Raw genomic sequence first — 25434 nt, 5'->3', positions numbered from 1 at the left:
TTTTTGCGCATCTTTACGCCCGAAAGCGGAACTTTTCGCCCCGGCTTGCTATAATGGAAAGAACATCGCGGCAAAGTGAAACCATTCGCAATGCGGCTCGTCTATTTAGAGGACATGAAAAGGGAAGTGACAGATTTTATGAATAAACGCATCGACCATAGAAAGCAAGATCAAAGCTCGAAACGCCGCATTTGGACAGCGGTTTTATCGGTATTGCTGCTGTTTGGCATTGTGGGAGGCAGCTACGCATTAATTGAAAAGGAAGAGCCAGCTGATCTGCAGATGAAAGACGAATCTTTCACAGACAAAAATTACGCAGGCTTCGATACGAAAGCAGAAGAAATCGAAGTGCCGGCAGAAGAAGCACCGCCAGCTGAAGGCACCGTCGAAGACGCAAGGGAAGACGAACCTGCTCAAGAAGAGCCTGTTGAAGAAATCGTCGTGGCCGAACCGAAGCCTGAACCGAAGCCTGAACCGAAGCCTGAACCAGAGCCGGAAGTAGAACCGGTTGAAGTATCGGTCGAAGCACCTGAAAAAGATCTTGACCAAATGATTGCTAACGCCCAAACACATGTCTATACGCTTTATACGGACCTGGAGCAGGGATCAGGCTTTCTTTACAATGACAAAGGGGATATCTTGACCAACGCCCATGTCGTCAAAGACGCGTCGTATGTGATGCTAAAAAACAGCAACGGCCAGGAATTCAATGGCCAAGTTATCGGCATCTCTGAAACGACCGACATTGCGTTAGTGCGCGTCAAAGAATTGGCCGGTAAACAGCCAATGCCGATGGCTGCAGAAGAAGCCGCTGTCGGAACGAAAGTAGTCGCAATCGGCAGCCCGGAAGACCAAGCGAATACAGCCACTGAAGGTGAAATCACTGCAGTCGGCAAGAGCTTTTCATCCGATTACGAATACAGCGGCCTCTATGAAATGACAGCAATCTTGCAAAAAGGCTCCAGCGGCGGACCGCTGATCAATGCCGAAACAGAAAGCATCATTGGCATCAACTCGATCATCCTCGAAGAGACGCCGGAACTCGGCTACGCCATCCCGATCCACAGCGTCGCCGGCCAGTTGGCTGAATGGGTCAGCAAGCCGATTGAATACGCAGAAGAAGACGTCGTCTTGCAGGACGTCAAGGACGCCTATTTCGATGAAGCCCTCCTGACAAGCTTTATCGAAGGCTATTACGAATTGTTGCCATATTCATTGAATGATCCGGAAATGAATTATTACGAAGCGTACCTGCTGCCCGGCAGCGACGCAGCAACGCAAGGCAAAAAGCAAGTGGACGAATTGAGAAGTCCAACACGGACATTCGATGCCATCAAACCCACCATTGCCAGCGTCAAAATTAATGAAAAAGACGCCGCCATCGAAGCGTCAGCCGACTTTGTCTACCATGACACCGAAAGCGGCGAAACCCTGAAAGAAACCCGCCGCTCCGTCTTCACCGTCGTCATCGACGAATACGGCGACTACCAAATCAAAAACATGAAAAACGAATAACCCGAACACGCCCGGCAGCTGCCGAGCGTGTTTTTTTTGAGCTTAATTTAAGCTTTTGCGTATTAACCCTTACTAATTTCGAGTTAACATGACCTAGCTTGGCGCTAACATGAAGTACGTGAGAGTTAACATGACCTAGCAGGACGTTAACATCAACTGTTAAGAAGTTAACCGGCACTAGCGGTTGGAGCGTCGTATAAGAAGAGAATGTAAATCTAAAAGAATCATACCAAGAGCCGAGTTCAAGAACCCAAATGGAAAAGCCGTTCTCATGAGCGAACGGCTCCTTCTCTAGCACTTGCGCATTTCACCTCAGTGAAATGCAGGCATATATGGTGTGGGTAGAAAGTTCTCGCGTTAACATGAACTAAATCGGCGTTAACATGACCTAACAAGAAGTTGACAAGAAGTGCGGAAGATTCAACATGACCTAGCGGAACGGTAACGTGAACTGTATAGCGTCTAACCGGTACTAGCAGAAGGGGTTCTCTCCAAGATCTAAAGTTCAAGAGCGAAAATGGAAAAGCCTAACGCAGCTGGCCGCCGCGTGAGGCTCCTTTTCATGCATCCATCTATGGGGGATGGGGAATAAGGATCCTCCTGTTAACCAGCACTAATTTCAAGTTAACATGAACTGTTTTGATTTTAACCAGTACTAACAGTCTCACGGAATATCATTATTCATATAGAAGAAACCCATCACAAATAAAAAGACTTTCTTCTATATAAAAGAACACACTCCAAGCAACAAAAAAGAGCCTCCATAAAGGAGGCTCTTGAAAATTCTTATTTAAGACGCTTGTAGCTGTGGAATTTATCTCCCCAGTATGGTGCATTTACGCTTAGGACTTCAGCTTTCGATCCACCAGAGTGAACCCATTGGCCATTGCCGATGTAGATGCCGACGTGAGAGATGCCTGGGCGGTATGTGTTAGCGAAGAAGATCAAATCTCCTGGCTGTGGGCTTGAAACAGTTACTGAGTCAGCGAACTGGCCAAGTGTTGTACGTGAAATGCTTTTGCCTGCTTGTTTGAAAGCGTATTGCGTGAAGCCGCTGCAATCGAATCCTGCAGTTGTTGTGCCGCCGAAACGGTAAGGTGTTCCTTTAAGTGACAAGCCGACTGAAACGGCTTTAGAAGTTACAGTTGAGTTTGAAGCTTTAACAACAGTTGGTTTTTTAGCTGTTGCTTTTTTAGTTGAAGTCAACAATGTGCTAAGAACCCAGCCGTGTTTGCCGCTGACTTTAACTTTAATCCAAGTTTGTTTGCCAACTTTTTTCTGGTGAGTAGCTGTTGCAGTTGCGCCTTTTTTAGCGACTTTCAAAACTTTGAATTTCGTGCCAGCGTCAGCGCGGACATTCGTGTTGTATTTCATTTTATAAGTACCGGATTTTGCAGTTGCTTTCGCTGCTGCGACTTCCACCACTTCGTTTACTTCGATAGTTTCTAATGTTTGAACAGCCTCATAAGCTGTAGTAATTGTGTTGTTTTCAGATGTGAACGCTGCTTGTGCGTCAGTAGCAGAGTTAGTGAATATCAATGAACTAGCTGCAAGAAGTGTGAAGACTAATTTTTTCATTTGTTTTTCCCCTAACGTTTTATATTATCGAACAATAAGTTTGTCTGTTTATCAATCTGTTATTTACTATAGATGTTGGGTCATATAATAACAACGTCATTTCGATTGCAGTTATATTACAGTTGTATAACAAAAATATTTTATGCAAATAAACCCAGTCGTATCAACGTTTTTAGCTTCCATCTTTTTTGCGGAAAAATGTTTAAAAACCAGAAAAAATGGGTTTTAGACTGTTTTTTACGTAATTATTACATAAATTTCAGTCATTAATTTCCAAAGAGCAGTGATGAAAATTACGCTTTTCGTAATAAATGCCAGAGAAAAGTTCGCTGGCCAATGCAACTGGATCACGATAAATACTGTACAAATATTATATAAAACTAAGATAATTACGATTATTCAGAATTAATTCGGAAGCAGAAACATTTATCTCGAATTAATATATTTTTGATATATTGGATAAAATACTATTCTGAAAAATGTATATACTAAAACAAAATAATAATACCGCTTTTTTTAGGTGAAAAGAATCCGCGTGTTAGCTCTTTTTGACATTTATCCCTTTCTAACTTACCCTGATAACAATCAGAATTTTATAGATATTTGATCTTTAAAGGAGGTTGCGCGATGAAAAAGATATTATCTATAGATGGTGGAGGGGTAAGGGGCATCATTCCTTCAGTGGTGCTCGCTGATATCGAAAAACGCACCGGGAAGCCGATTTCCGAACTATTCGATTTGATTGCTGGCACATCAGTGGGCGGCATGCTGGCGTTAGGTCTCGCGGTACCGAAAAATTCGCAAGGCCAAGATCCCGCTCCCAAATACAGCGCAAAAGAACTCGGCGAATTATTGAAGCGCGACTTGCCGACGATTTTCAAGCGGCCGTTTCTGTTAAATTTGCCCCTTGGGCAATTCCTTTACCGGCGATACAGCCAGCGCGGCATCGAAAGCGTGCTGGAAAATTATTTCGGCGAAGCCCGCTTAACGGACGCATTGGCAGATGTCCTCATTCCGAGCTACGAAATCGAATACCGCAGCCCGGAATTCTTCCGCAGTCCGCATTCGAGACTAGCGGAAGTGCCCAAAGCGTCGAGAGACCCACATGACGATACACCACCGCATAAAAACATTTATATGAAGGAAGCTGCCCGGGCATCTTCCGCAGCACCGACTTATTTCGTGCCCAAAAAAATTCCTTCGCTGCCGGGATACGCTTTTATCGATGGTGGCGTCTTCGCCAACAACCCGGCAATGTGCGCTTATGCCGAAGCCAAAGCGATTTACGCAAATGAAGAAGAATTCCTCGTCGTCTCACTCGGCACTGGGGCTTCACATGCCGCGATAAAAGAAAGGGACGCTTCGAAATGGGGCCACATCGGCTGGGCGCGCCCCATGCTCGACATCATGATGGACGGCAACAGCGACACCGTCGACTACCAGCTGCGCCAAGTTGTGCCGCACGTCAACGGGCGCCGGCGCTATTTCCGCTTCCAGGTGCAGCTTGACGGGGCTGGCACGGAAAAACTCGACAACACCGATCCGTTTAACCTCGACAAGCTCGAAGCGCTCGGCATCAATCTCACCAAAGACCCTGTTTACCGCAAATTGCTCGACGAACTATGCGAATGCCTGCTGCACGAGTGAGTTTACCCTGCAGCAAAGCAGGGCATGGAGTAATAGCGATGGAACACGGATGAAATGAATTAATGGAGGGGGCAAGACGATGGCGCAACGCTATGAATACATGGACTGGCTGCGCGTATTGGCGATTTTCACCGTCGTGGGCATCCACGTCTTGTCAAAAATCATCAACGCCGAACCGCCAGGCGAATGGGAATGGAAACTCGCAAACGCTATCGACTCCGCCACACGCTGGTGTGTGCCGGTGTTTTTCATGCTGAGCGGCGCATTGCTCTTGACGAAAAAGCCAGATGAACCGGTGTGGAGCTTCCTGAAAAAACGCCTCGCCAAAGCATTTATTCCGTTAGTGTTCTGGAGCGGCATTTACTTGCTGTACCGCATTTTTGAGCAAGGCCGCAGCTATACCGCTGGGGAAGCCATCACCTTGTTCCTGACCGACGATGTCTATTTTCATCTCTGGTTCCTGTATACAATCATTGGCCTGTATTTGATGGCGCCGTTCCTGCGCATTCTTGTCGACCGCATGACGCAACAGACATTCCAATATTTCCTTGGTTTTTGGTTTCTCTTCACCGTCTTGATGCCGTTCATCAACCGCTTTCTTGGCTTCGACGTCGCATTCAAAGCCGGCCTGTTCGAACCGTATATCGGCTACTTCATGCTCGGCGCCTATCTGTTTCTTTATCCAATCCCGAAGAAATACTTGTCCCATCTCGGCGCCTTCGCCTTATTCGGCTACTTCGGCACCTATATCGGCACCGAAGGGCTGAGCGAATACAAAGGCGAACTCGACGAATTCTTCTATGAACATTACCGGCCAAATTCGCTCGCCGTCACGCTATTCGTCTTCACCCTCTTTCAACATTTGGAAGGTCGCCTGAAAGCGAACAAACTCATCACCCGGATCAGTGCCGCCACACTCGGCATCTACGTCATTCATCCGCTCATCCAATTCTATCTAGACAAATACCTGTCTATAAGCCCGACAATGTTCCACCCGGCATTAGCCATCCCCATCACGTGGATCATCATTTTCATCCTGGCCTATGTGATTATCCGCATTCTGCAGAAGCTGCCAGGTGTCAAACACCTCGTGCCGTAGACCAAGCATGAGCAGAATAAAACCATTCAGGAGCCCTTCGCCCAAGCGAAGGGCTTTTCCAATTCATCTCTTGCCTTGAGTCGGAGAGAGGCGCTTCGCCGATAGTGCCGGTTAAAATCAAAACAGTTCATGTTAAGGTCCCGCCAAATCATGTTAACTCTTCCGCACTTCATGTTAATATTCAGCTAGATCATGTTAACGCCCATTTATGTCATGTTAACGAGCGAACCCCCTAAACTAAAACCATAAATGCGCTAGCGCACGAGAAGGAGCCCTTCGCTGAAGCGAAGGGCTTTTCCAATTCATCCTTTGAACTTATTTCGTGGTAAGAAGCTCCAATCTCAATTCCATCAACAAAACATATCTATATAGAAGAAACTCTCATTTTTAAAACTTGTATCAATCATTTCGCTTAGAGATACCACACAAAACATTTAATTTTTTTCTTTTTGACGCAAGAGCGTATCCAGCCCTGAGCGTCCGAAGCGGTATTTTATCAGATATTTAACAAGAAAATTTCCCGGGAAATAATCTATACCAATAACCATCACATAAATAAAATAATAATTTTATCGCTAATTACCATTATTTTCAACAAAATATATCAAAAATATGATAAAATTCAGATAATTACATAGCACAAACAAGGAGGAGTTTTTCGATGAAAAGCCAGGGGTTCAAGCAGTTATTCAGTATTCTTCTTATCTTATTTCTAGTTGTGGCGTTATGGCCAACCGCAGCGTTGACTGCCCCAGCGGTCAACGCGCCGACAGCAAAAGATTTTGAAATGCGCGAGGCTATTGCAGAACAGACCGATGTGCTGAAAGGCAAACCGCAGCTGCATGCCGACTTGAAAGGATTGACGGGCAGCCAGCAAGTCGCGGTCATCGTCCACTTGTCTAAAAAATCAGTGGGCTTGGAAATTGGCGTGAGTTCGCTGGCCGGCGAGCGCGTGACAACTGCGCAAACTGACAAACTCGAAGCGGCGATTGTCAGCCAACAGGCATCTGCAAAAGCGGCAATGGCCGAAACCGGCATCGCTTATGAAGAGGGCTTTTCCTACACGCAAGTCCTCAACGGCTTTTCGGCGCATGTGAAAGCGTCTGACCTGGCGAAACTCCTGGTAATCGAAGGGGTCGCGTTTGTTGAGCCGGACGTCCAGATGCGCGCAATGGCGACGCCTGAACAAGACCAGAAATTCTCGGCGGCTTTCGCTGCGAGCACTTCGTTTCTCGGCGTTGAAGGCTTGTGGAAAGAAGGCCTTGAAGGCCAAGGCGTCAAAGTTGGCGTTCTCGACACCGGCATCGACGCGGACCATCCGGAATTCGCCGGCGTCTTGAAAGGCCAGCGCAATTTCGTTCCACACTCGCTGTATTACAAAAAAGCACGCGCGGAAGATGACGCTTCTGAAACGAAGCCGTCTGAACGCGTTCCGAGCATACCCGCTGTGACCGATTGGGGTATGCCATTTGTAACGTCGCATGGCACGCATGTAGCGGGCACGATTGCTGCGGGCGGCGCCAATACATTCGGCTTTAAAGGCATCGCGCCGAAAGTGGACCTTTATGCATACCGCGTCCTCGGCGCATACGGATTGGGTTCGCAGTCTTGGGTCATTGCGGGCGTTGAAGAAGCCGTGCGCCAGGACCTCGACATCGTCAATTTATCGATCGGCAGCTTTAATAATTCAGAAGCGCGGGCAGAATCGTTCGCGCTCAACAACGCCATGTTCGCTGGCACGCTTGCCATCACCGCGGCTGGCAATAACGGCATGTACCGCAACAGCCTCGGCAGCCCCGGAACGTCGCGCCTTGCCGTCACCGTCGGCAGCAGCACGATTCCGGAAGAACGTTTCAGCGGCACCGTCAAACTCACTGCCGGAAACTATGTGCTCAATAAAAAACTCAATTTGATGGCAACCGATACCGACGAAGATCCTATCAAACAACTGGCCGGCACATTTGACGTCATTGCGGTGCCGAATGCCGGTGAGAAAAAAGATTACAGCAAGCTCGACGTCAAAGGCAAAGTCGTCGTCGTATCAGCCGGCGGCATCGAAAACCACGAGAAGATTAAATTTGCCAAACAAGCGGGTGCGAAAGCCATGCTGATCCACAACATCCGCGGCGCAGAACGGGCACCGGAGCCGAGCGGATTCTATCTCGGCGACTTGTTTGATTTTATTCCGACGTTCGATGTGTCGCAGACCGACGGCGAGGCAATCCGCAAGGCTTTAGCGGCGAATGAAGGGAAAGTGTCGTTCAGCGGCATCACCATGGTGAAAACGAAAGGCGACACCATTTCCGAATACAGTTCAAGCGGACCGACCAAACCGAATTTTGACATCAAGCCGGACGTCGTCGCGCCGGGTGCGAGCATCATGTCCACCAAGCCGATGTACAAAACGGACTTCCCGAAAGCAGAATACAGCGAAGCTTATATCCGCCAATCCGGTACCTCGATGGCAACGCCGCATATCACCGGCGTCGCAGCGCTGATTTTGCAGGCGCATCCCGAGTGGCAGCCGTTTGACGTGAAAGTCGCGCTGTCCAATTCAGCGAAGATCCTCGATACCGAAGCATACGATGTTTTTGCACAAGGAGCGGGAAGGGTGCAAGCATACGACGCCGCCCATCCGCAATTCCTGGCTTATGCCCATGACAAAGCGGTATTGAACGGCACCGGCACCATCGTCGACAACATCAAAGGAACCATTACATTTGGCCAGCAGCCGCTCGCCAAAGCGAATGTCTCCGTGACGAAAAAAATCGTCGTCAAAGACCTCACCGGTAAAGGCGGCGCGCTGAAAGTGACCGTCGACACCAAAAAGACCTTCGGCGACGCCAAAGTGACTGTCGACAAACCAGCCTTCACATTGAATGGCGAACAAACGCTCAATGTCACATTGACCGCTACCAAAAATCCAAAAACCGTCGACGGTGAAGAAACAATCGGCTATATCCACATCAAAGGCGCGAATTATGATGTGTCGCTGCCATTCGCAGCAGATTTCAGCAGCAGCTCGCTCGCCGAAATCCAGAATTTCTCGATCTCTGAAGACGACCTGTCGTTCAATGGAGACGGCATCAACGACAGCGCCGAAATTAAATTCAACCTGACTGGCCCGGTCGCCAAAAACTCCATCGAATTATACGACCTGGCCAACCCGACAGGCGGCGCCTTCAATAACGGCTTTATCGGCTATATCCACTCAAGCGCTTCGCTCGCTGCTGGCTCTTATTCAATGCCGGTGACTGGCGAATACCATCCGTGGAACGGCGAACCCGTCAAGAAAATTCCAGACAGCCTATACCAAATTCATTACATGTCCGAGCCGCTTCCTGGCAACTGGAACTACCTATACGATTTCATCATTCCCGTATTCGTCAAAACGACGCCGCCGAAAATTTCCGGCTCCGTCATCGCCGGCCAAGCAATCGGCCGCGTCATCGACAAATACATCGACTACAATAAAGAAATCATCAAATTCGAAGTCCCTTACGACGTGAACTCGAAACTGCACGCTACTTACCAGCTCAACGGCGAAGGCGACGCCATTCCGATCACACTCGACCAAACCGGCGCATTCAGCTTCCGGCTGCCCGGCTTCACCGAAGGCACCGACAGCATCACTCTCACCATCAAAGACGAAGCCGGCAACCAAGCAACAAGCATATTGGAATAAACAATAGAGAAGAAGAGGGGCATCCGCAAACGCGGATGCCTCTTTTTTTATGTTTATTGAAATTATATGTGATCTAACTTCTTAGTATTAAGAGGTTTTCTCGTATTATGCAACCTATCATATGTTGAAGATATGGAGTAAAACTGCCGAGAAAAACGTACTGCTCCTGCATCGCTTCGCTGCTTCGTCGCAAAGACTTGTCCTCGCAGGCTTCGGTCAAGTCTTGCCTGCGGGATAGTGAGACAGCCGAGACCCCACAGTGAGCGAAGCGAGCGAGGAGGCTTGGCGCTCATCCGCGGCAATTTTGCGGAATATAATAATACTTATCAAACTAAACAACAATGTAATATATTTGTAATGCTAGCATCTATAATTACTTCACTCCTCGAAGTATAATGAAATTGTTCAACTATCTGACAATAAGAGGAGATGGAAAAATGTCGATTCATAACAAAGCGGCACTAGCTCTAGCAGCATTCATGCTGGCGGCAAGCGGAGTATCAGCGGCTGCACCTGCTGCAAAAGAAAACAAGTCGGCGCAGGCAAGCACCGAACGTCCCGCGCAAAAGAAAGAAGTTTCGCTTCGCATTTTGGGCACGTCAGATCTACATACCAATTTCGTCAATTACGATTATTACCAAGATAAAGAGTCCAATTCACTCGGCCTTGCTAAGACCGGCGTCCTCATTGAACAGGCGCGCGCAGAAAACGACAACACGCTCCTTTTCGATAACGGCGACTTAATCCAAGGCACGCCGCTTGGCAGCTATACCGCGAATGTCGATAAGCTTGAAGATGGCGAAAAGCATCCCGCTTACGCCGCGCTTGAAGCGCTCGATTTTGACGGCACGACACTCGGCAACCACGAATTCAACTACGGCCTCGATTACCTCGACGAAGTCATGGATGACGCGGAATTTCCGGTACTGAACGCCAACGTCTATGACGCTGCGACGAATAAAAACCGCTTCACCCCATACGAAATCATCGACAAAGAAGTCGTTGACGGACGCGGCAAGAAATTGACTGTCCAGGTCGGCGTCATCGGCGTTGTGGCTCCGCACATCATGAAATGGGACCGTGCGCATCTTGAAGGAAAAGTCTACGCGGAAGATGCAGTAGAAACCGTCGAGAAATTCCTGCCGGTTATGGAAAAAGAAGGCGCTGACATCGTTGTCGTGCTGTCCCACTCAGGCATGGGAGACGCCACGCATGAAGTCGGCGAAGAAGACATCACGTATCAGCTATCAAAACTTAACGGCATCGATGCCATCATCACGGGACATAACCACGCCCAATTCCCAGGTGCCTATAGCGATTTGCCGAACGTTGACCAGGAACAAGGCACGATCAACGGCACACCAGTCGTCATGCCAGGCAAATTCGGCAGCCATCTAGGAGTAATCGACTTGCAGTTAGCGCCGCATGGCCAGGATTGGAAAGTTGTTGAAGAAAAAGCCGCGCTTCGCGCAATCGACAAAACGACCAATGAAGTCTCTGAAGAAGTCGTGGAAGCAGTGAAAGAAGCTCATGAAGCAACAATCGAATACGTCCGCCAGCCAGTAGCTGAAACAACAGCGCCGATCAACAGCTACTTCTCATTGGTGAAAGACGATCCATCTGTACAAATCGTCAATAACGCACAAACTTGGTATGTCGAGCAAAAAGTAGCGGGCACCGCTAACGCCGACTTGCCGATCTTGTCAGCAGCAGCACCGTTCAAAGCAGGAACACGCGGTGACAGCAGCTATTACACCGACATCAAAACCGGCACCGTCGCCATCAAAAATGTCGCGGACCTTTACGTCTTTGACAACACCGTCTTTGCGTTGAAAATGACAGGAGCCGACGTCAAAGAATGGCTCGAAATGTCTGCAGGCCAATTCAAGCAAATCAACCCGGCAGCAACAGGCGAACAGCCATTGATTAACACCGATTTCCGCACATACAACTTTGACGTCATCGACGGCGTCGAATACGAAATCGACATCACGCAGCCAGCGAAATACGACGGCAACGGCAACACAGTCAACGCGGATGCCAACCGCATCAAGAACTTGAGCTTCAACGGCGCACCGATTGACCCGTCACAAGAATTCCTGGTTGCAACAAACAACTACCGCGCAAGCGGCAACTTCCCAGGCGTACGCAATGCAGCTGAAAAAATCGACTACGCTTACGAGAACCGCCAAGCGATCATCGACTACCTATTGGAACAAAAAACCATCAACCCGTCCGCTGACGAAAACTGGACATTCGCGCCAATCACATCCGGCCCGAACACCACATTCGAATCATCGCCAAACGCCCAGAACCTGATCCCCGCTAATAGCGGCATCACTTACATCGGCGCAGGCACAGACGGCTTCGCCAAATACGGCATTGATCTAAAATAATCAACCCAGCTACACTCAGAAGGCATCTGCATAACTCGCAGATGCCTTTTGTTGTGGAGATATAAGAGGGAACTCAAGGAGAAGAGAATGAGCTCCTAGGTCAAGCATGTCTAGCTCAACTCATTAAATCCTAATTTTCAGCTTTTGCTTCCAGAGAAAAGCGACAAAATCCTTTTCGCCTCCCGATTCGTTATGCTTTTATTGTATTCAGAACGCGGGCGGTGGGAAATAGGAGAGCAATCGAAAATTAAAAAAAGACTTTAGGTAAACTCAATCGAGGTGAGTTTGTCTAAAGTCTAAGCCCTTCCTTTCTTTAAAGAAAGGAAGGGCTTACTGATATATTTTTTGTGATTATGAAAATTCAACGCATTCTAAAACCACTTAAAAAGCGCACAAATTCAAGGATTGAGCTTATCATTTTAATCCCTCCTACTGCTATATTTGCCTAGTCTTAAATTCTTTCCCCTAGTTATTTCAGTATTTTCTCCACATGGAAGCTTTAGGGTAAATAAGCATAAGGAATTTCGATTAATGTATTTTCTTTGATGTAATTCCTCCTCAAAAATTGCTATATAAGCACAATCGTTATTATTATCATAAATATCATATTCTCATTATAATACACTTATCGGAATAATCAATTAATTTTAACTATTATTAGCTGTGAATTGTCGATATTCCGGAAGCAGTGTGAAACAGCTAATCGTTATTTCATACTGTAAATAAATTCGACCAATATGAGGCATCTCACTAGTAGATATGGAGCAAAACTGTTGAGTCGCCTGCGGAATAACGAGACAGCCGAGATCCCACAGGAAGCGAAGCGACCGAGGAGGCTTGGGGCTCGTCCGCGGCAAGCGAGGCAGTTTTGCGGAATATCTACAACTCACGCCGATGAAAGTATATCAATCTACCCGCATACATGGTAATATAATTTATAATATTCAGAAAAATTACATACATTAGTCTCACAGAATCCACCGCTAGAACCTGAGTAGGGAGGAGCCGCTATGTTTTGTGCCAGTTGCGGATACATGAATAGGGACGGAGCCAATTATTGCCGGCGCTGCGGCGATCCGCTGCACCGAAGCTTCGCCCGGAAAAAGAAGAGATTATGGAGGCCGCGTGTCATGGCTACTCTGCTCGGTACGCTCCTGCTCGTTGCAAGCGCCATAGGCATTTGGCAATTCCTTAAGCAGCAGCAAGCGAGCCTCGACGCGCTCGTGGAAGAAGTAAGAACGGGAGAAGGCTCCTTCGAAAAAACCGATCTCATCAAAGCGGCGCAGGAAAAAGTCTACACCATTAAAACGGATTCCGCATACGGCTCAGGCTTCCTCTACACCGATAGCGGCGCAGTCGTCACCAGCGCACATCTCGTTATCGGCTTTTACAAAGTGCTCGTGCGCGACCACAGCGGAAACGAAGAAGTCGGAAGAGTCATCGGTGTATCCGAAACGTCCGACATCGCGCTCATCCAAGTCGATGCGTTCGACGGCACCCAGCCGCTTGCCATAGAAGCGGAACCCGCTGAAGTGGGAGCGGAAGTCATTGCGCTCGGCAGCCCGTCCGGTTTTGAGAATACCGCATCGACCGGCTTTTTGACCGGCCTCGACCGCGATTTCGACCAGGACTTTAAGTACGAAGACCTCTACCAAATCGATGTCCAAATGGCGCTCGGCTCCAGCGGCGGGCCGCTCATCGATGCTGCGACCGGCAAAGTCATCGGCATCAACTCGCTGTTGCTTGTCGAAAGTGACGGCATCGGCTTCTCAATCCCGATGCATACCGTTAATAACCAGCTCGCGGAATGGGTGGCGAACCCGATGAGTGAAGAGGAAGTGCAGGAAGTATTCGATGCCTACGATGGAGGCGGGGAGTTTGAAACCCCTTTACCGCAAGCTGCTAAATCCCAATAAAACAAAAAAGGCCGGACAGCAATCGCTGTCCGGCCTTTTCCATTATTATTTCAAGCCTGCTGCTTTTTTCACCAAAGCGTTTTTACGTTGTTTCTTCTTGTTCTCGTACTCGTTGATCACTGACTTCGTGTGTGAAGCCGCAAGTCCATTCGCTTCCAAGTCTCTCTCCATCACAGCAACAATCGCGTAAAACGCTGAGTCTGCGCGGTTTTCAAGTACTTCCGCAGCGGAAGTGTACTTGTTGTAATAGCGTGCATAGCTCACGTTATCATCGTTCAGGTATTCTGTTTTCGCGCGTAACACCAAAGCGTTAAGGCGGTCGTTCGCTGTGTTTTCAAGTCCAACCAACGCTGTGTCGTATCTATTTTTGATTTGGGACACCGTCACACGGCCAGAACCGTTAGAAGCATTGTTATTATTATAAGAACTATTGTTATTCGATGATCCGTTGTTCGACGAACCATTAGAAGCAGGAGCAGAAGCTTTCGCCGGTGTAGCTGAAGAGCTTGTCGAATTATTCGCAGCTGTTACGGTAGAAGTAGATTCACCGTTAGTAGAACCGGTTGATCCAGTATCCGTTGACGTGTCTTCCGTAGTTTCTTCGTCTTTTTCTTCAACTTCTTCTTTTTCTGTCTCTTTAGTTGTTACTTCGCCGTCTTCATCGACAACAATGGTCGTGTCGTCTGGCAAGTCGACTTCGATTTCGTCTTTCGTGATTTCATCGACTTCTTCATCAGCCGTGTCGTAGTCTTTAAATTCAAATGTGTAAACCAAGTAACCTGCGATTGCCAGAAGAACGACTGACAAACCAATTGCGATCTGTTTCCAATACTTCTTAAACTTCTCCATGCTTCATTCCTCCTGAATTAAACCCTTGTATTTACAATAATGTATTTCTAAATAATGTAAGCACTCTACTTTTATGTATAATTTGCCAAATTTAAAACAATAATTGCTCGAATAAGGCGGCTTATTTAAAAAGAATAGCATAAAAAGGAGTAAAAAGAAGTGATTTAAGCAAAATTTTGTAAATAAAATTCAGAATTCCAACCAATAGCCTATGCCACTCCACTTTCTGATTCTATCTACCAGCATTTTACAGCCAAAGGAATAAACTATAAGAAATTATACCTAAAAAATTTTTCCAATAAAACCCTCTCTTGTCTAATAACTTCATGCTATACTATTAAAAGCAATTTACTGATAAAGGAGCCGGACTATCGATGGAAGAAACCATTTCGTTACAAGAACTTTTCGCCACGTTAAAAAAGAGGCTGGGATTGATCATCATCTTAACTGCACTCGCCGTCATCATCGCAGGGGTCGTCAGCTATAATTTCCTGACACCGATCTACCAGACTAACACGCAAATTCTCGTCAATCAGGAAAAATCAGAAGCAGCGGCATTATTAAACCAAAACATTCAAACAGACCTGCAGCTGATCAATACATACAGCGTCATTATCAAAAGCCCGGCAATTTTGGATCAGGTCAGCGATCAGCTGGCATTAGACTTAAGCACCGACCAGCTGACGAATAAAATCACCGTCTCCAATGCAGAAAACTCGCAAGTCGTGAACATTTCCGTACAAGATCCGGACCCGGCAATCGCCGTTGACATCGCAAACACAACAGCGGCCGTCTTCCAGGAAGAAATTCAAGAATTAATGAAAGTCGACAACGTGTCGATCTTGTCATACGCCGTCGTAAAAGATAAGCAAGCGCCGGTTGCACCGAACCCGATGCTCAATATGGCAATTGCCGCAGTCGTCGGTTTGATGCTTGGCGTCGGTATCGCGTTCCTGCTTGAATACCTCGACACCAGCATGAAAAACGAACAAGACATCGAAGACGTGCTCGACATGCCGCTGCTTGGCGTTATTTCACCAATCAACGAAGACGCAAAACCGCTAAGCACCAAGAATAATTCACGAAGAAAGGCGGGCTGATCCGATGTTCTCAAAGTTAAAGAAGAGAAAACAAGAAAAACGCAGAAAACTGCAGCAAAGCGCGCGGAAACTCGTCGCGCACACCAACCCGCGCTCGTTCGTCGTGGAGCAATTCCGCACGCTGCGCACGAACATCAACTTCTCGTCGCCCGACAGCGACATCCGCTCGATCGTCGTGACGTCAGCAGCACCTGAAGAAGGCAAGTCGACAGCGGCGGCGAACCTGGCAGTAGTATTCGCGCAAGAAGGCAAGAAAGTCTTGTTGATTGACGGCGATATGCGCAAACCGACGACGCACCACACATTCTTTATGGACAATGTCATTGGCTTATCGAACGTCTTGACGCGCCAAACCTCTATAGAAGAAGCGGTGCGCCAGACGGAAGTCGAACGCTTGGACCTTCTGACATGCGGGCCGATTCCACCGAATCCCGCTGAACTTTTGGCGTCGCGCTCGATGACGAGTCTTGTCGAACACCTGAAAAACCTGTACGACTTGATCATCTTCGACGCGCCGCCGGTACTTTCGGTAGCGGACGCACAGATTTTGGCCAATAAATGCGAAGGCACCATCCTCGTCGTCAATTCCGGCAAGACGGAAAAAGAACAGGCGCTGAAAGCGAAAGAAGCGATCGCTTCATCAAACAGCCGCATCATTGGCGCGGTGCTCAACAATTTCGTGCCAGCAAAAGACAGTTATTATAACCAATACTATGGCTCCGAAAAGTAAAAAGGCTTTCCTTTTTACTTTTTTCTTTAGCAGTTAAGGAGGGGAAACGATGATAGATACGCATTCACATATATTAGCCGGCCTCGATGACGGCGCGGAAACGATGGAAGAAACGCTTGGCATGCTGTTGCAAGCTATTGAAGAAGGCATCACTGGCATCATTGCGACGCCGCACGGCCACCACCCGAATTTTCCGACCGACGTGTCAAAAATGAAACGGCAGCTCCAAGCGACTAAAGAACTCGTCCGGCAGCATAATCTGCCGCTCGAAGTTTACAGCGGCCAGGAATGCCGGCTATCTGATAAACTGCCGGAACGATTAGCAAGCGGCGAAGCGGTGCCGCTTGCGGAATCGCGCTATGTTTTGCTTGAATTGCCGTCTAATGGCGTGCCTGCATACACTGTGCCGATAATCCAAGAGTTGATCAGCCGTAATTTTACCCCGGTCATTGCGCACGCTGAGCGCAACCAAGGCATCATCGAAAAGCCGGAGCGGCTGGGCAAGCTCCTGCTGCACGGCGCAGTTGCGCAAGTTACTGCCGGTTCGATTACCGGCACATTCGGCAAAGCGATTCAAAAAACAGCATTGTCGTTGATCAACGCCAACTTAATCCACGTTTATGGCTCGGATGTCCACCACTTGACGAGAAGGCCGTTCCATTTCCGCGCAGGCCTCGACTTTCTGGAAAAGAAAAATCTCGGCGACGTTGCCGAGATTCTACTGGAAAACAACGAAAAGATTATTAACAATGAGCCCTTCATCATTTTGGAGCCACAAGCCATTAAAATGACAAAATGGTGGGACTTATTAAGATAAATAAAGTAAAAAAAGTATAAATATGATAAAAAACTCCTATCATTCCCAAATAATAGGTGTTAAGATTAATGTGCAGATAACGCACGTTAATTACAAAGTATGATTTTTGGGAGGATTGACCTATTTGGCACTGAAAAACCGCATTTCTTTATTATTCTTGGTCGATTCGCTGATCGTATTCTTCTCCATCTTCATCGGCTACTTCATCCTCCATCCGTGGATCAATCCGTTTGAAAGCAAGTTCCTGCTGGTGAGCGCCGCAACCATCTTCATCGCGCATCACGCATTCTCGCTTTATTATGGTTTGTACCGGAAAGTGTGGGAATACGCCTCGATCGGTGAATTGACCTCCATCTTCAAAGCTGTGACGCTGTCCGTCGCGGTACTTGGCATTGCTCAATTCATCGTGCTGCAGGATGTTCTGTACCGAGCGCTCGCCATCACGTGGATGCTGCATCTCTTATTGATCGGTGGATCCCGCCTGTCTTGGCGCTTGATGCGCGACACCGTCACCGGCAAGAACACTCAAAACCAAAAACGCACGCTCATCATAGGAGCTGGGCAAGCGGGCACGATGGTCGCTCGACAGCTCCATAATAATGCCGATAAAGGCTTGCTGCCGGTGGCATTTGCTGATGATGACACGAGAAAACAAGGCGGTGACATTTACGGCGTCCGCGTCATGGGAAGTTTGTCAGAAGTCGCCCGAATCGTAAAAGACCAGGCGATCGAGCACGTCATCGTAGCGATTCCGTCACTTGGCAAAAAGGATACCGCAAAATTGATCTCGACGTGCATGGACCTTGGCGTCCGCACGCAGACCATCCCGCTCATTGAAGACATTATGACAGGTAAAGTCGCTGTCAGCGATATCCAGGACGTGAAAATTGAAGACCTGCTCGGGCGTGACGAAGTGCAGCTCGACATGGAAACAATCAAAGGCCAGCTGACAGGCAAGACCGTTCTCGTGACAGGTGCAGGCGGCTCGATCGGGTCGGAAATTTCGCGCCAAATTGCTCGCTTTGGCCCGAAAAAGCTGTTGCTGCTCGGGCACGGCGAGAACTCGATCTACACGATCGACATGGAACTGAGGCAAACGATTGCCCAGGATACCGAACTGATTCCGGTCATCGCAGACGTCCAGGACTATGAGCGCTTGACTGACATCATGACGCTGCACCGTCCGGACGTCGTCTACCACGCCGCGGCGCATAAGCACGTGCCGCTCATGGAAGGCAACCCGACAGAAGCGGTGAAAAACAACATCTACGGCACGAAAAATATCGCCAACGCGGCGCATATCTCGGGCGTCGGAAGCTTCGTCATGATTTCCACAGACAAAGCCGTCAACCCGCCGAACGTCATGGGCGCGTCGAAACGATTCGCTGAGATGATCGTCCAGAACTTGGCGAAGCGCAGCGACACGAAATTCGTCGCCGTGCGTTTTGGGAATGTGCTTGGTTCGAGAGGATCGGTTATCCCGCTGTTCAAGAGCCAAATCGCCCTTGGCGGTCCGATTACGGTGACCGATCCGGAAATGACGCGTTACTTCATGACGATTCCGGAAGCGTCCCGCTTGGTGATCCAAGCCGGATCGCTGGCAAGAGGTGGCGAGGTCTTCGTCCTTGATATGGGCGAACCGGTGAAAATCGTCGACTTGGCGAAAAACTTGGTGCGCTTGTCTGGTTACAGCGAAGACGAAATCGAAATCAATTACTCGGGCATCCGCCCTGGCGAGAAGTTGTTCGAAGAGCTTTTGAACGCAGACGAAATCCAAAGCAAGCAAGTGTTCCCGAAAATCTACATCGGAAAAGCGAATCCGATTAGCGAGTTGGAGCTGTTTTATACATTGGAGAAGCTGCCTGAGATGGGGGATGGAGAGATTAAGAAAGTGCTTGTGGGGTTGGCTAATCGGAAGAATGTTGAGAGTTCGAAGTTATTGGCCAGCAGTTCATAAAAAGGCATGGGCTCTTTTTTTATAGAAGAAATAGAAATTCAGAGAGGGGAACACATTATGTTCTCAGTATTCAAACGCATCATCGACTTCGCACTGTCACTGACAACGCTGATCGTCTTAGGAATTGTACTATTAATCGTTTCCTTGTTAATCAAGATGGAGTCGCCAGGACCCGTATTCTTCAAGCAGCGCCGAATTGGCAAAGGCAAGAAAGAATTCAACATCCTTAAATTTCGAACGATGAAAACAGACGCACCGAATGACATGCCGACTCATTTGCTCGACAAAGCGGATTCATACATAACCCCAACCGGCAAATTCCTGCGTAAAACAAGCTTGGATGAACTGCCTCAGTTGTTCAATATTCTAAAAGGTGAAATGAGCCTTATTGGACCTCGTCCGGCGTTGTGGAATCAGGATGATCTGATTGCGGAGCGGGATAAATATAAAGCGAACGATGTATTGCCAGGCTTGACTGGCTTAGCACAAATCAGCGGGCGGGATGAGTTAGCGATTGAAGTGAAGGCTAAGATTGATGGGGAATATGTTGAGCGGAAGAATCCGGTTTTGGATACGGAGATTTTTTTTAAGACTGTTTTTAGTGTTTTGAAGAGTGACGGTGTTAAAGAAGGTAGATGAAATATTTTTTATTTATTTAGAATAGTTTAAAGGAAGAACGTATATTTAAGTAGTATTATTTTTATTTAAAACGCCTATAAATATATTGAAAAACTTTTTAACAATTTGCTTTTAATTAAACTACATGGCTACACCATAAATAATATGATTGCTAACATAAAAAATGTAATTAGAAAGAGTAGTTAAAATGCATAAAATTTTTGGGAATATTAAAAGTTTATTAAATTCTTTTATAGTTGATAGAATTTTTAATACTGTTTCATTTCTTTTAATAGCTAGAATGCTAATAGAAGCGGATTATGGAATATTTTCTGTGGCTCTTGCCTTTGGAGGCATCTTTGCTTTTTTAGGTGATTTAGGGATGTCTAATACTTTAATTAGAGAAGTGAATGAAAATCCTAAGCGTAAGTATATCTACTTAGTATCATTTATAAAAATAAAAGTAGTTTTTGCACTCCTTTCAATAGCTGTCGCTATTTTTATAGGAGTATTAATGTATGAAGATGATTTACTTGCCTATACTTTAATCTTAACGATTTCAATGATAATAGGTAATTTTTTATTCACAATCTCAAAAGCATTTTATCAAGCCATTCAGGAAATGAAATACATTGCTAAAATATCTTTTATTTCTAGCATAGTAACTTTTCTAGGCGTTGTCACATTGTTTTTAATGGATAACAAAAATATAAGCATTATTGTTATTATATATAGCTTCTCCAAAATGTTAGGAGGAGGTTTAGCAATTTTTGTTTTGAAAAAACATTTGAGAAATTGTTCAATGAGTGAGTGGGATAATACATTATTAAAGGGGTTATTTGGATTTTCAGTAGGGGGGATAATTCTACTTTTAATTTCACAAGCGCCAGCAGTTTTGTTAGGGAAATTTACCACATTAGAGAATGTAGGAATTTTTAGCGTTGCTCACCGAATTCCTCTGATCCTATACACGTTACCAGGTGTGGTAGCAGGTAGTTATTTCCCTCAATTATTTAAATTTAATAAAAGAAAGTTAATACACTTAAAGCTTGTTATTTCCGAAACTAAAATCTTATTTATTATTACATCACTACTAGTACTACCGTTTATTTTAGAACCAACATTTTTAATTAGTATTTTATTTGGAGAAAAATGGATAGATGCAACTTCGATTTTAAATGTCCTAATATACATAGTTATTTTGCAATGTTTTAATTTTCCTTTAGGAGATGCATTATCCACTATAGGTAAGCAAACTTATAGAAATTTCATCTACATAATAGGTGGTATAGGGATACTATTAGGTTTTTTGCTAGTTTATTATTTATTTAATTCTAATCTAATTTTTTACGCTTTTGTATTAGTGCTAGCAGAGTTAATCATATTAATCGGATTTACGATAAAATTACCAAAATACTCCATGAATATTTTTCTGTCGATTAAAAGTCTCGTTTTCCCTTTTGTTACTATTATATATTTGAATAGATATTTCTCGATCTCGCAACCTATACTCAATATTATTTTGTGGGAATTTTTATTTGTAATTTGTATTCTATTTATTAACAAGAAAAAGGTTTACGAGTATGTAAGCAATAAAGCGAGGGAAAGAGAATGAAAGTATCAATTTTAACAACTGCTCTGCTTGATTTATATGGAAAAGAATATATTCTAGGTGGAAATGAGAGATATTTATTAGATTTGATTAATGTCTATAAAGAGATAGGATTTAAAGAAATCGAGATTATTCAACCAAGTTTAAAAAACTTTCATATTGTTGATGATGTTCAAAATTTTGTCGTTAAAGGAATTGAATATGAAAAGGTAAACTTAGCTGCATACAAAAAAATCAATAAGTATTTCTATCATCAATCTTCAGACGCGCTTATTAATCACTACCAGTCTTTTACATCCGGTTACCCTTATGTGAAAAATAGTAGTATTGGAATTAGTCACGGTGTTTCATGGGACAAACCATTTGGTGATAATTGGGACTCAGGTTTTAGTGAAAAAGACAAGTTTATAAGAAATGTTAAAAAAGAAATTTTGACAAATCGCTATCGAAAAACAATTTCAAAAATGGATTTAGTTGTTGCTAATGACACGAACTTTCTAAATTATGCGAGAGTGGAGTGGCCAGAGTTAGTAAGAAAGATTGAGTACGTCCCTAACTATGTCGATTTATTAGAATTTACTTCTCCGAAAAATATGGAAGAAAAAAAGGAGATAGTTATTTTATTTCCGAGGAGAATTTCTTTTGAAAGAGGTTTCGAATTAGCTTATAAAGCTGCAACTAACCTTACTAGAGTAAATAAAAATATAAGATTCATATTTACAGGTCAGTGTCCAGATTACATTGATAATTCTAATTCGAGTATTCAGTTCATATCAACTGATTTTAAAGATATGAGCATGCTATATAAAAAAGCACAAATTGTGATCATACCAACTCTTTATTCAGAAGGCACTTCTCTTTCTTGTTTAGAAGCAATGGCTAGTGGAGTCCCAGTTATAGCAACAAATGTTGGAGGGTTACCTAATATGATTATAAATAACTTCAATGGTATATTAATAAATCCAAATTATGAGGAACTTGAAAAAGCTTTAATTTTGTTGATAAATGATAAAAGAGTTAGGGATAATATGAGCAAAAATGCATTAGAAAGCGTTAAAGCATTTTCTAAAGAAAATTGGAGTAACAGTTGGAAAGAAATAATTAATTCAAAAGTAGAAGGTTCTTAATAATGGAAAGAAGCTTAACTAACCTAAACTTATCTAGATTTAAAGAACGTTTAATTTTAATTGTTGTTATCTTTATGCCAGTAAGTAATATCATTTTAGAGCTTCTTAATTTATCATCTACCATATTTTCAAATTGGCAGGTTCTCCTTATCGGCTTAATATTGATTTTATCATTAAAAGAAATTTTGCAAGACATCTTAAGCTTTAAAATTTTTCCACTTTTAATAGTTACCTTTATACTTTTAGTCATAATATTAGGTTTGGTCTCGGCTGATACAAACGTTTTATTTACAATGATTCCAATATATCTCCTGTTCCCATTATTTATTCTCAGCATAAATAATGAATTTACGAATAATTTCCCTGTTAAAGTATTAAAATTTTTAATCCTTAGTATGTCTTTATTAGTATTTGGTGGAATTTTAGAGTTATTAAAACCAGAAATAGTAGAAAAATTTATAAATAGAATTGAAGGATTTCGATTAGGACACGTTCGTTTGACTTTTGGAGTAGGTTCTTCATTAGTATATGGGCCAATTGTTTCAATTTATTTGACAATTTTATCAGCTTATATTTTATTTAGTAAAAAATCCCTTTGGAAAATTTCAGGTCTAGTATTGATGATTTTAGGAATAATAACATTGTATAACTCTTACACTCGTATAGCTTGGTTGCAATTTACTATAGCCGTTAGCATTTTACTAATAATACATCTTATAAAAACGCTTAAAAGGTTTACTTACTTTAGCATGTATATCATGGTAACTGTATTTCTAGGAGTTATAAGCGCAATAATATATTTTATTTCTCTATATAGAAATTTTTTTATTGAAGGAGTATTTCAAAGAAATATTTTCTGGAAAAATGCATACAAAGCTTTTTTAGATAACCCGTTTTCGGGTGAAGGTATTGGAAGTTACACATGGGCGACAAGGGAAATTAGAGGATCTGAGATTGTTGCGGAAAGTTACCTTATTCAATTACTAGCTGAAATGGGAATATTCCCATTTATGTTTTTTGCAATAATTTATTTGTACATCCAAATATTTCTTTTTAAAGCAATGGTTAGAAAAAATATTAACGAAGCCTGGCCTTCCTATGCCATTTTTGCTGTATTATCTTCGTTGTTAATAAGTTTAATTGGCTCTCAAGCTATGAATGCTTATATATTGAATTTTTTATACTGGTTATTTTTAGCATTGGCCTATTTAACCATAAAAGATTCGAATTTCAGTGAAATAAAGTGAACTATTTCAGTTCTATCAATACAAAAATATATTATTGAAGCATAAAAAAATTTAATTTGAAGGTTGGGAAATTATGAATATTTTATATATAACAAAAATATTTCCTGAGGTAAGAGGGGTAAAATGGATAAATTCTTTACAAAAAAATTCTCATAATATATTAGTTGTAACAGAAGAATACAAAACACAAAACGAAATTTGGAAATATGACGTAAATATACTTGACGGTATTAAAAAAATGAATTTAGAAGAAATGAAAAAAAATATTCAAAAAAAAGACTTTTCTCCAGATTTGATTATACTTCGTGATATCTTCCAAATAAATTTAGCTATTAAATTAAAAAAAAATTATAAAACTGAATTAATTGTGGATATTGCTGATAATTATCCAGAAGTTGTATATCAAATTCACAATAATGTATTTGGCAGTATAGTAAAGTCTTACTTTAATTTTTTGGAGAAAAGAGTATTTAAATATGCAAAAGAAATTATAGCAGTTACTGAAGAGAGTAAAGATTTCTTAATAAGCAAACATAAAAGAAGTCAGCAAAAGGTTAGTGTAGTTCGCAATACGCCAAATTTTAGAGAGAAAAAAAGTATTTTTGAAAAATTACAAAAAAAAGAAGTTAATGATTCTTACATAGATCTGGTCTATATTGGACACTTTCATGCGAAAATCAGAGATTTTAACGTCTTATTTGAGGCACTAAGTTTAAATGAGAAACTTAGATTGAATATCTTTTCAGATCAGCAAGAGAAAATAAAAAGTATTCGAAGTTTATATACAATAAAAGAAGAACAAATAAGAATAAAAGAAACAGTTAAAAATGATCAGCTCGATAGCTTACTTAAATCGTTTGATATCGGGTTAATCCCACATAAAAGAGGCATGGGTACCGAATACACCGAACCTAATAAGTTATATGATTATATACATGCAAACATACCAATATTAGCATCAAACAACTTAGCATTAAGAAATACTATTAATCGATATCAAGTCGGTGAGGTTTATGAAGTGGAAAATGCCAATAATTTTGTTGAGATGGCATTATTAATGAATTCTAAAAAAGACTATTATAAAAACAAGGGTTTAGAATCTGCTAGTTACTTGGTATGGGAAAAAGATTTTGAAATAGTTATTTCTTCTTTAGAAAAAATGGAAAATTTAGGTTGTAATTTTAATTCGAACGCTTCAAGCAGCATATAAATACTTTAAATGGTGTATTTTAATTTGGTACTTTCCAAAGAACCAAATAAAGTTCATAATCTTAAAAAGTTCGAAGATATCACCTTGATTTCTCTGGTGATTAAGAAAAATTTACAAGAGTAAAATTTAAATAGCAGATCTACCTTAGAAAAAGCCTCAGTATGAATAAATACAGGTGGCCCTCTGGTCAATCTTTAGACCTTTATCTTGTAAAGAATTGGTTAGCTCGTGTGTAGGCTCATATGCACGAATTTTGATCAAGTCTCGGAATAAGCCAACTGATTTAAAGCTAACTATTAGTGAAGAAATCTTGAGAAACATTTTTTGAAAT

Annotated in this window: 17 protein-coding genes and 1 pseudogene; 16 read left to right on the top strand and 2 right to left on the bottom strand. The window is 43.6% G+C overall.

The features are described 5' to 3' along the window. Positions 1-75: 75 nt before the first annotated feature. Positions 76-1515, top strand: coding sequence for a S1C family serine protease (locus tag AC4EHB_RS07170; RefSeq protein ID WP_490981067.1), 1440 nt, complete (start codon positions 76-78; stop codon positions 1513-1515). Between the two features lie 786 nt (positions 1516-2301). On the opposite strand, the gene AC4EHB_RS07165 is transcribed toward AC4EHB_RS07170, so the two are convergent. Next, complete coding sequence (locus AC4EHB_RS07165) at positions 2302-3093, bottom strand: C40 family peptidase (RefSeq protein ID WP_490981066.1); 792 nt, start codon at positions 3091-3093, stop codon at positions 2302-2304. A gap of 627 nt (positions 3094-3720) precedes the next feature. Here AC4EHB_RS07165 and AC4EHB_RS07160 point away from each other — a divergent pair. The 6 genes and pseudogenes from AC4EHB_RS07160 (at position 3721) to AC4EHB_RS07135 (ending at position 13836) form a co-directional block, all read left to right on the top strand. Then, positions 3721-4740: a patatin-like phospholipase family protein gene (locus AC4EHB_RS07160; RefSeq protein ID WP_490981065.1), complete on the top strand. Its 1020-nt coding sequence runs from the start codon at positions 3721-3723 to the stop codon at positions 4738-4740. Positions 4741-4819: 79 nt separating this feature from the next. Further along, positions 4820-5839, top strand: a complete 1020-nt coding sequence (locus tag AC4EHB_RS07155; RefSeq protein WP_490981064.1) for an acyltransferase — start codon at positions 4820-4822, stop codon at positions 5837-5839. A gap of 661 nt (positions 5840-6500) precedes the next feature. Further along, complete coding sequence (locus AC4EHB_RS07150; RefSeq protein ID WP_490981063.1) at positions 6501-9524, top strand: S8 family serine peptidase; 3024 nt, start codon at positions 6501-6503, stop codon at positions 9522-9524. Between the two features lie 437 nt (positions 9525-9961). Then, a complete protein-coding gene (locus AC4EHB_RS07145) occupies positions 9962-11920 on the top strand; it encodes a bifunctional 2',3'-cyclic-nucleotide 2'-phosphodiesterase/3'-nucleotidase (protein ID WP_490981062.1) in 1959 nt (652 codons plus the stop codon). A 1010-nt stretch (positions 11921-12930) separates the two neighbouring features. Then, positions 12931-12996 (top strand): annotated as a pseudogene (locus AC4EHB_RS07140) (zinc-ribbon domain-containing protein); the annotation flags it as partial. Between the two features lie 54 nt (positions 12997-13050). After that, on the top strand, positions 13051-13836 hold the full coding sequence (locus AC4EHB_RS07135) for a S1C family serine protease (protein ID WP_490981499.1): 786 nt from the start codon (positions 13051-13053) through the stop codon (positions 13834-13836). A 45-nt stretch (positions 13837-13881) separates the two neighbouring features. Here AC4EHB_RS07135 and AC4EHB_RS07130 read toward each other — a convergent pair whose 3' ends face one another. Further along, a complete protein-coding gene (locus AC4EHB_RS07130) occupies positions 13882-14685 on the bottom strand; it encodes a hypothetical protein (protein ID WP_490981061.1) in 804 nt (267 codons plus the stop codon). 374 nt (positions 14686-15059) lie between these two features. On the opposite strand from AC4EHB_RS07130, the gene AC4EHB_RS07125 reads away from it, so the two are divergent. The 9 genes from AC4EHB_RS07125 (at position 15060) to AC4EHB_RS07085 (ending at position 25103) form a co-directional block, all read left to right on the top strand. After that, the gene (locus AC4EHB_RS07125; protein ID WP_490981060.1) at positions 15060-15785 is read left to right on the top strand and encodes a YveK family protein; all 726 of its coding nucleotides are present in this window, start codon (positions 15060-15062) and stop codon (positions 15783-15785) included. Between the two features lie 4 nt (positions 15786-15789). Next, positions 15790-16515 carry a CpsD/CapB family tyrosine-protein kinase gene (locus AC4EHB_RS07120; protein ID WP_490981059.1) on the top strand — a complete coding sequence of 242 codons (726 nt, stop codon included), beginning with the start codon at positions 15790-15792 and terminating at the stop codon, positions 16513-16515. Between the two features lie 49 nt (positions 16516-16564). After that, positions 16565-17332, top strand: coding sequence for a tyrosine-protein phosphatase (locus AC4EHB_RS07115; RefSeq protein ID WP_490981058.1), 768 nt, complete (start codon positions 16565-16567; stop codon positions 17330-17332). Between the two features lie 124 nt (positions 17333-17456). Continuing rightward, a complete protein-coding gene (locus tag AC4EHB_RS07110; protein ID WP_490981057.1) occupies positions 17457-19289 on the top strand; it encodes a polysaccharide biosynthesis protein in 1833 nt (610 codons plus the stop codon). 57 nt (positions 19290-19346) lie between these two features. Beyond that, a complete protein-coding gene (locus AC4EHB_RS07105; protein ID WP_490981056.1) occupies positions 19347-19928 on the top strand; it encodes a sugar transferase in 582 nt (193 codons plus the stop codon). A gap of 187 nt (positions 19929-20115) precedes the next feature. Continuing rightward, complete coding sequence (locus AC4EHB_RS07100; protein WP_490981055.1) at positions 20116-21522, top strand: oligosaccharide flippase family protein; 1407 nt, start codon at positions 20116-20118, stop codon at positions 21520-21522. Beyond that, the gene (locus AC4EHB_RS07095) at positions 21519-22646 is read left to right on the top strand and encodes a glycosyltransferase family 4 protein (protein WP_490981054.1); all 1128 of its coding nucleotides are present in this window, start codon (positions 21519-21521) and stop codon (positions 22644-22646) included. Before AC4EHB_RS07100 ends, AC4EHB_RS07095 begins: the two co-directional genes overlap by 4 nt. 2 nt (positions 22647-22648) lie before the next feature. Continuing rightward, positions 22649-23893: an O-antigen ligase family protein gene (locus AC4EHB_RS07090; protein WP_490981053.1), complete on the top strand. Its 1245-nt coding sequence runs from the start codon at positions 22649-22651 to the stop codon at positions 23891-23893. A 73-nt stretch (positions 23894-23966) separates the two neighbouring features. Beyond that, positions 23967-25103, top strand: a complete 1137-nt coding sequence (locus AC4EHB_RS07085; RefSeq protein WP_490981052.1) for a glycosyltransferase family protein — start codon at positions 23967-23969, stop codon at positions 25101-25103. Positions 25104-25434 lie beyond the last annotated feature (331 nt).

The organism is Planococcus sp. TJ-302 (assembly GCF_058268455.1).
The sequence above is the reverse complement of the archived record's forward strand: the minus strand, read 5'-3'. Positions and strand labels throughout refer to the sequence as shown.

Coding starts and splice junctions, on each gene's coding strand:
- AC4EHB_RS07100 (WP_490981055.1), top strand. CDS start 20,116: ATGCATAAAATTTTTGGGAATATTAAAAGTTTATTAAATTCTTTTATA.
- AC4EHB_RS07090 (WP_490981053.1), top strand. CDS start 22,649: ATGGAAAGAAGCTTAACTAACCTAAACTTATCTAGATTTAAAGAACGT.
- AC4EHB_RS07120 (WP_490981059.1), top strand. CDS start 15,790: ATGTTCTCAAAGTTAAAGAAGAGAAAACAAGAAAAACGCAGAAAACTG.
- AC4EHB_RS07150 (WP_490981063.1), top strand. CDS start 6,501: ATGAAAAGCCAGGGGTTCAAGCAGTTATTCAGTATTCTTCTTATCTTA.
- AC4EHB_RS07160 (WP_490981065.1), top strand. CDS start 3,721: ATGAAAAAGATATTATCTATAGATGGTGGAGGGGTAAGGGGCATCATT.
- AC4EHB_RS07105 (WP_490981056.1), top strand. CDS start 19,347: ATGTTCTCAGTATTCAAACGCATCATCGACTTCGCACTGTCACTGACA.
- AC4EHB_RS07125 (WP_490981060.1), top strand. CDS start 15,060: ATGGAAGAAACCATTTCGTTACAAGAACTTTTCGCCACGTTAAAAAAG.
- AC4EHB_RS07145 (WP_490981062.1), top strand. CDS start 9,962: ATGTCGATTCATAACAAAGCGGCACTAGCTCTAGCAGCATTCATGCTG.
- AC4EHB_RS07135 (WP_490981499.1), top strand. CDS start 13,051: ATGGCTACTCTGCTCGGTACGCTCCTGCTCGTTGCAAGCGCCATAGGC.
- AC4EHB_RS07165 (WP_490981066.1), bottom strand. CDS start 3,093: ATGAAAAAATTAGTCTTCACACTTCTTGCAGCTAGTTCATTGATATTC.
- AC4EHB_RS07085 (WP_490981052.1), top strand. CDS start 23,967: ATGAATATTTTATATATAACAAAAATATTTCCTGAGGTAAGAGGGGTA.
- AC4EHB_RS07115 (WP_490981058.1), top strand. CDS start 16,565: ATGATAGATACGCATTCACATATATTAGCCGGCCTCGATGACGGCGCG.
- AC4EHB_RS07095 (WP_490981054.1), top strand. CDS start 21,519: ATGAAAGTATCAATTTTAACAACTGCTCTGCTTGATTTATATGGAAAA.
- AC4EHB_RS07155 (WP_490981064.1), top strand. CDS start 4,820: ATGGCGCAACGCTATGAATACATGGACTGGCTGCGCGTATTGGCGATT.
- AC4EHB_RS07130 (WP_490981061.1), bottom strand. CDS start 14,685: ATGGAGAAGTTTAAGAAGTATTGGAAACAGATCGCAATTGGTTTGTCA.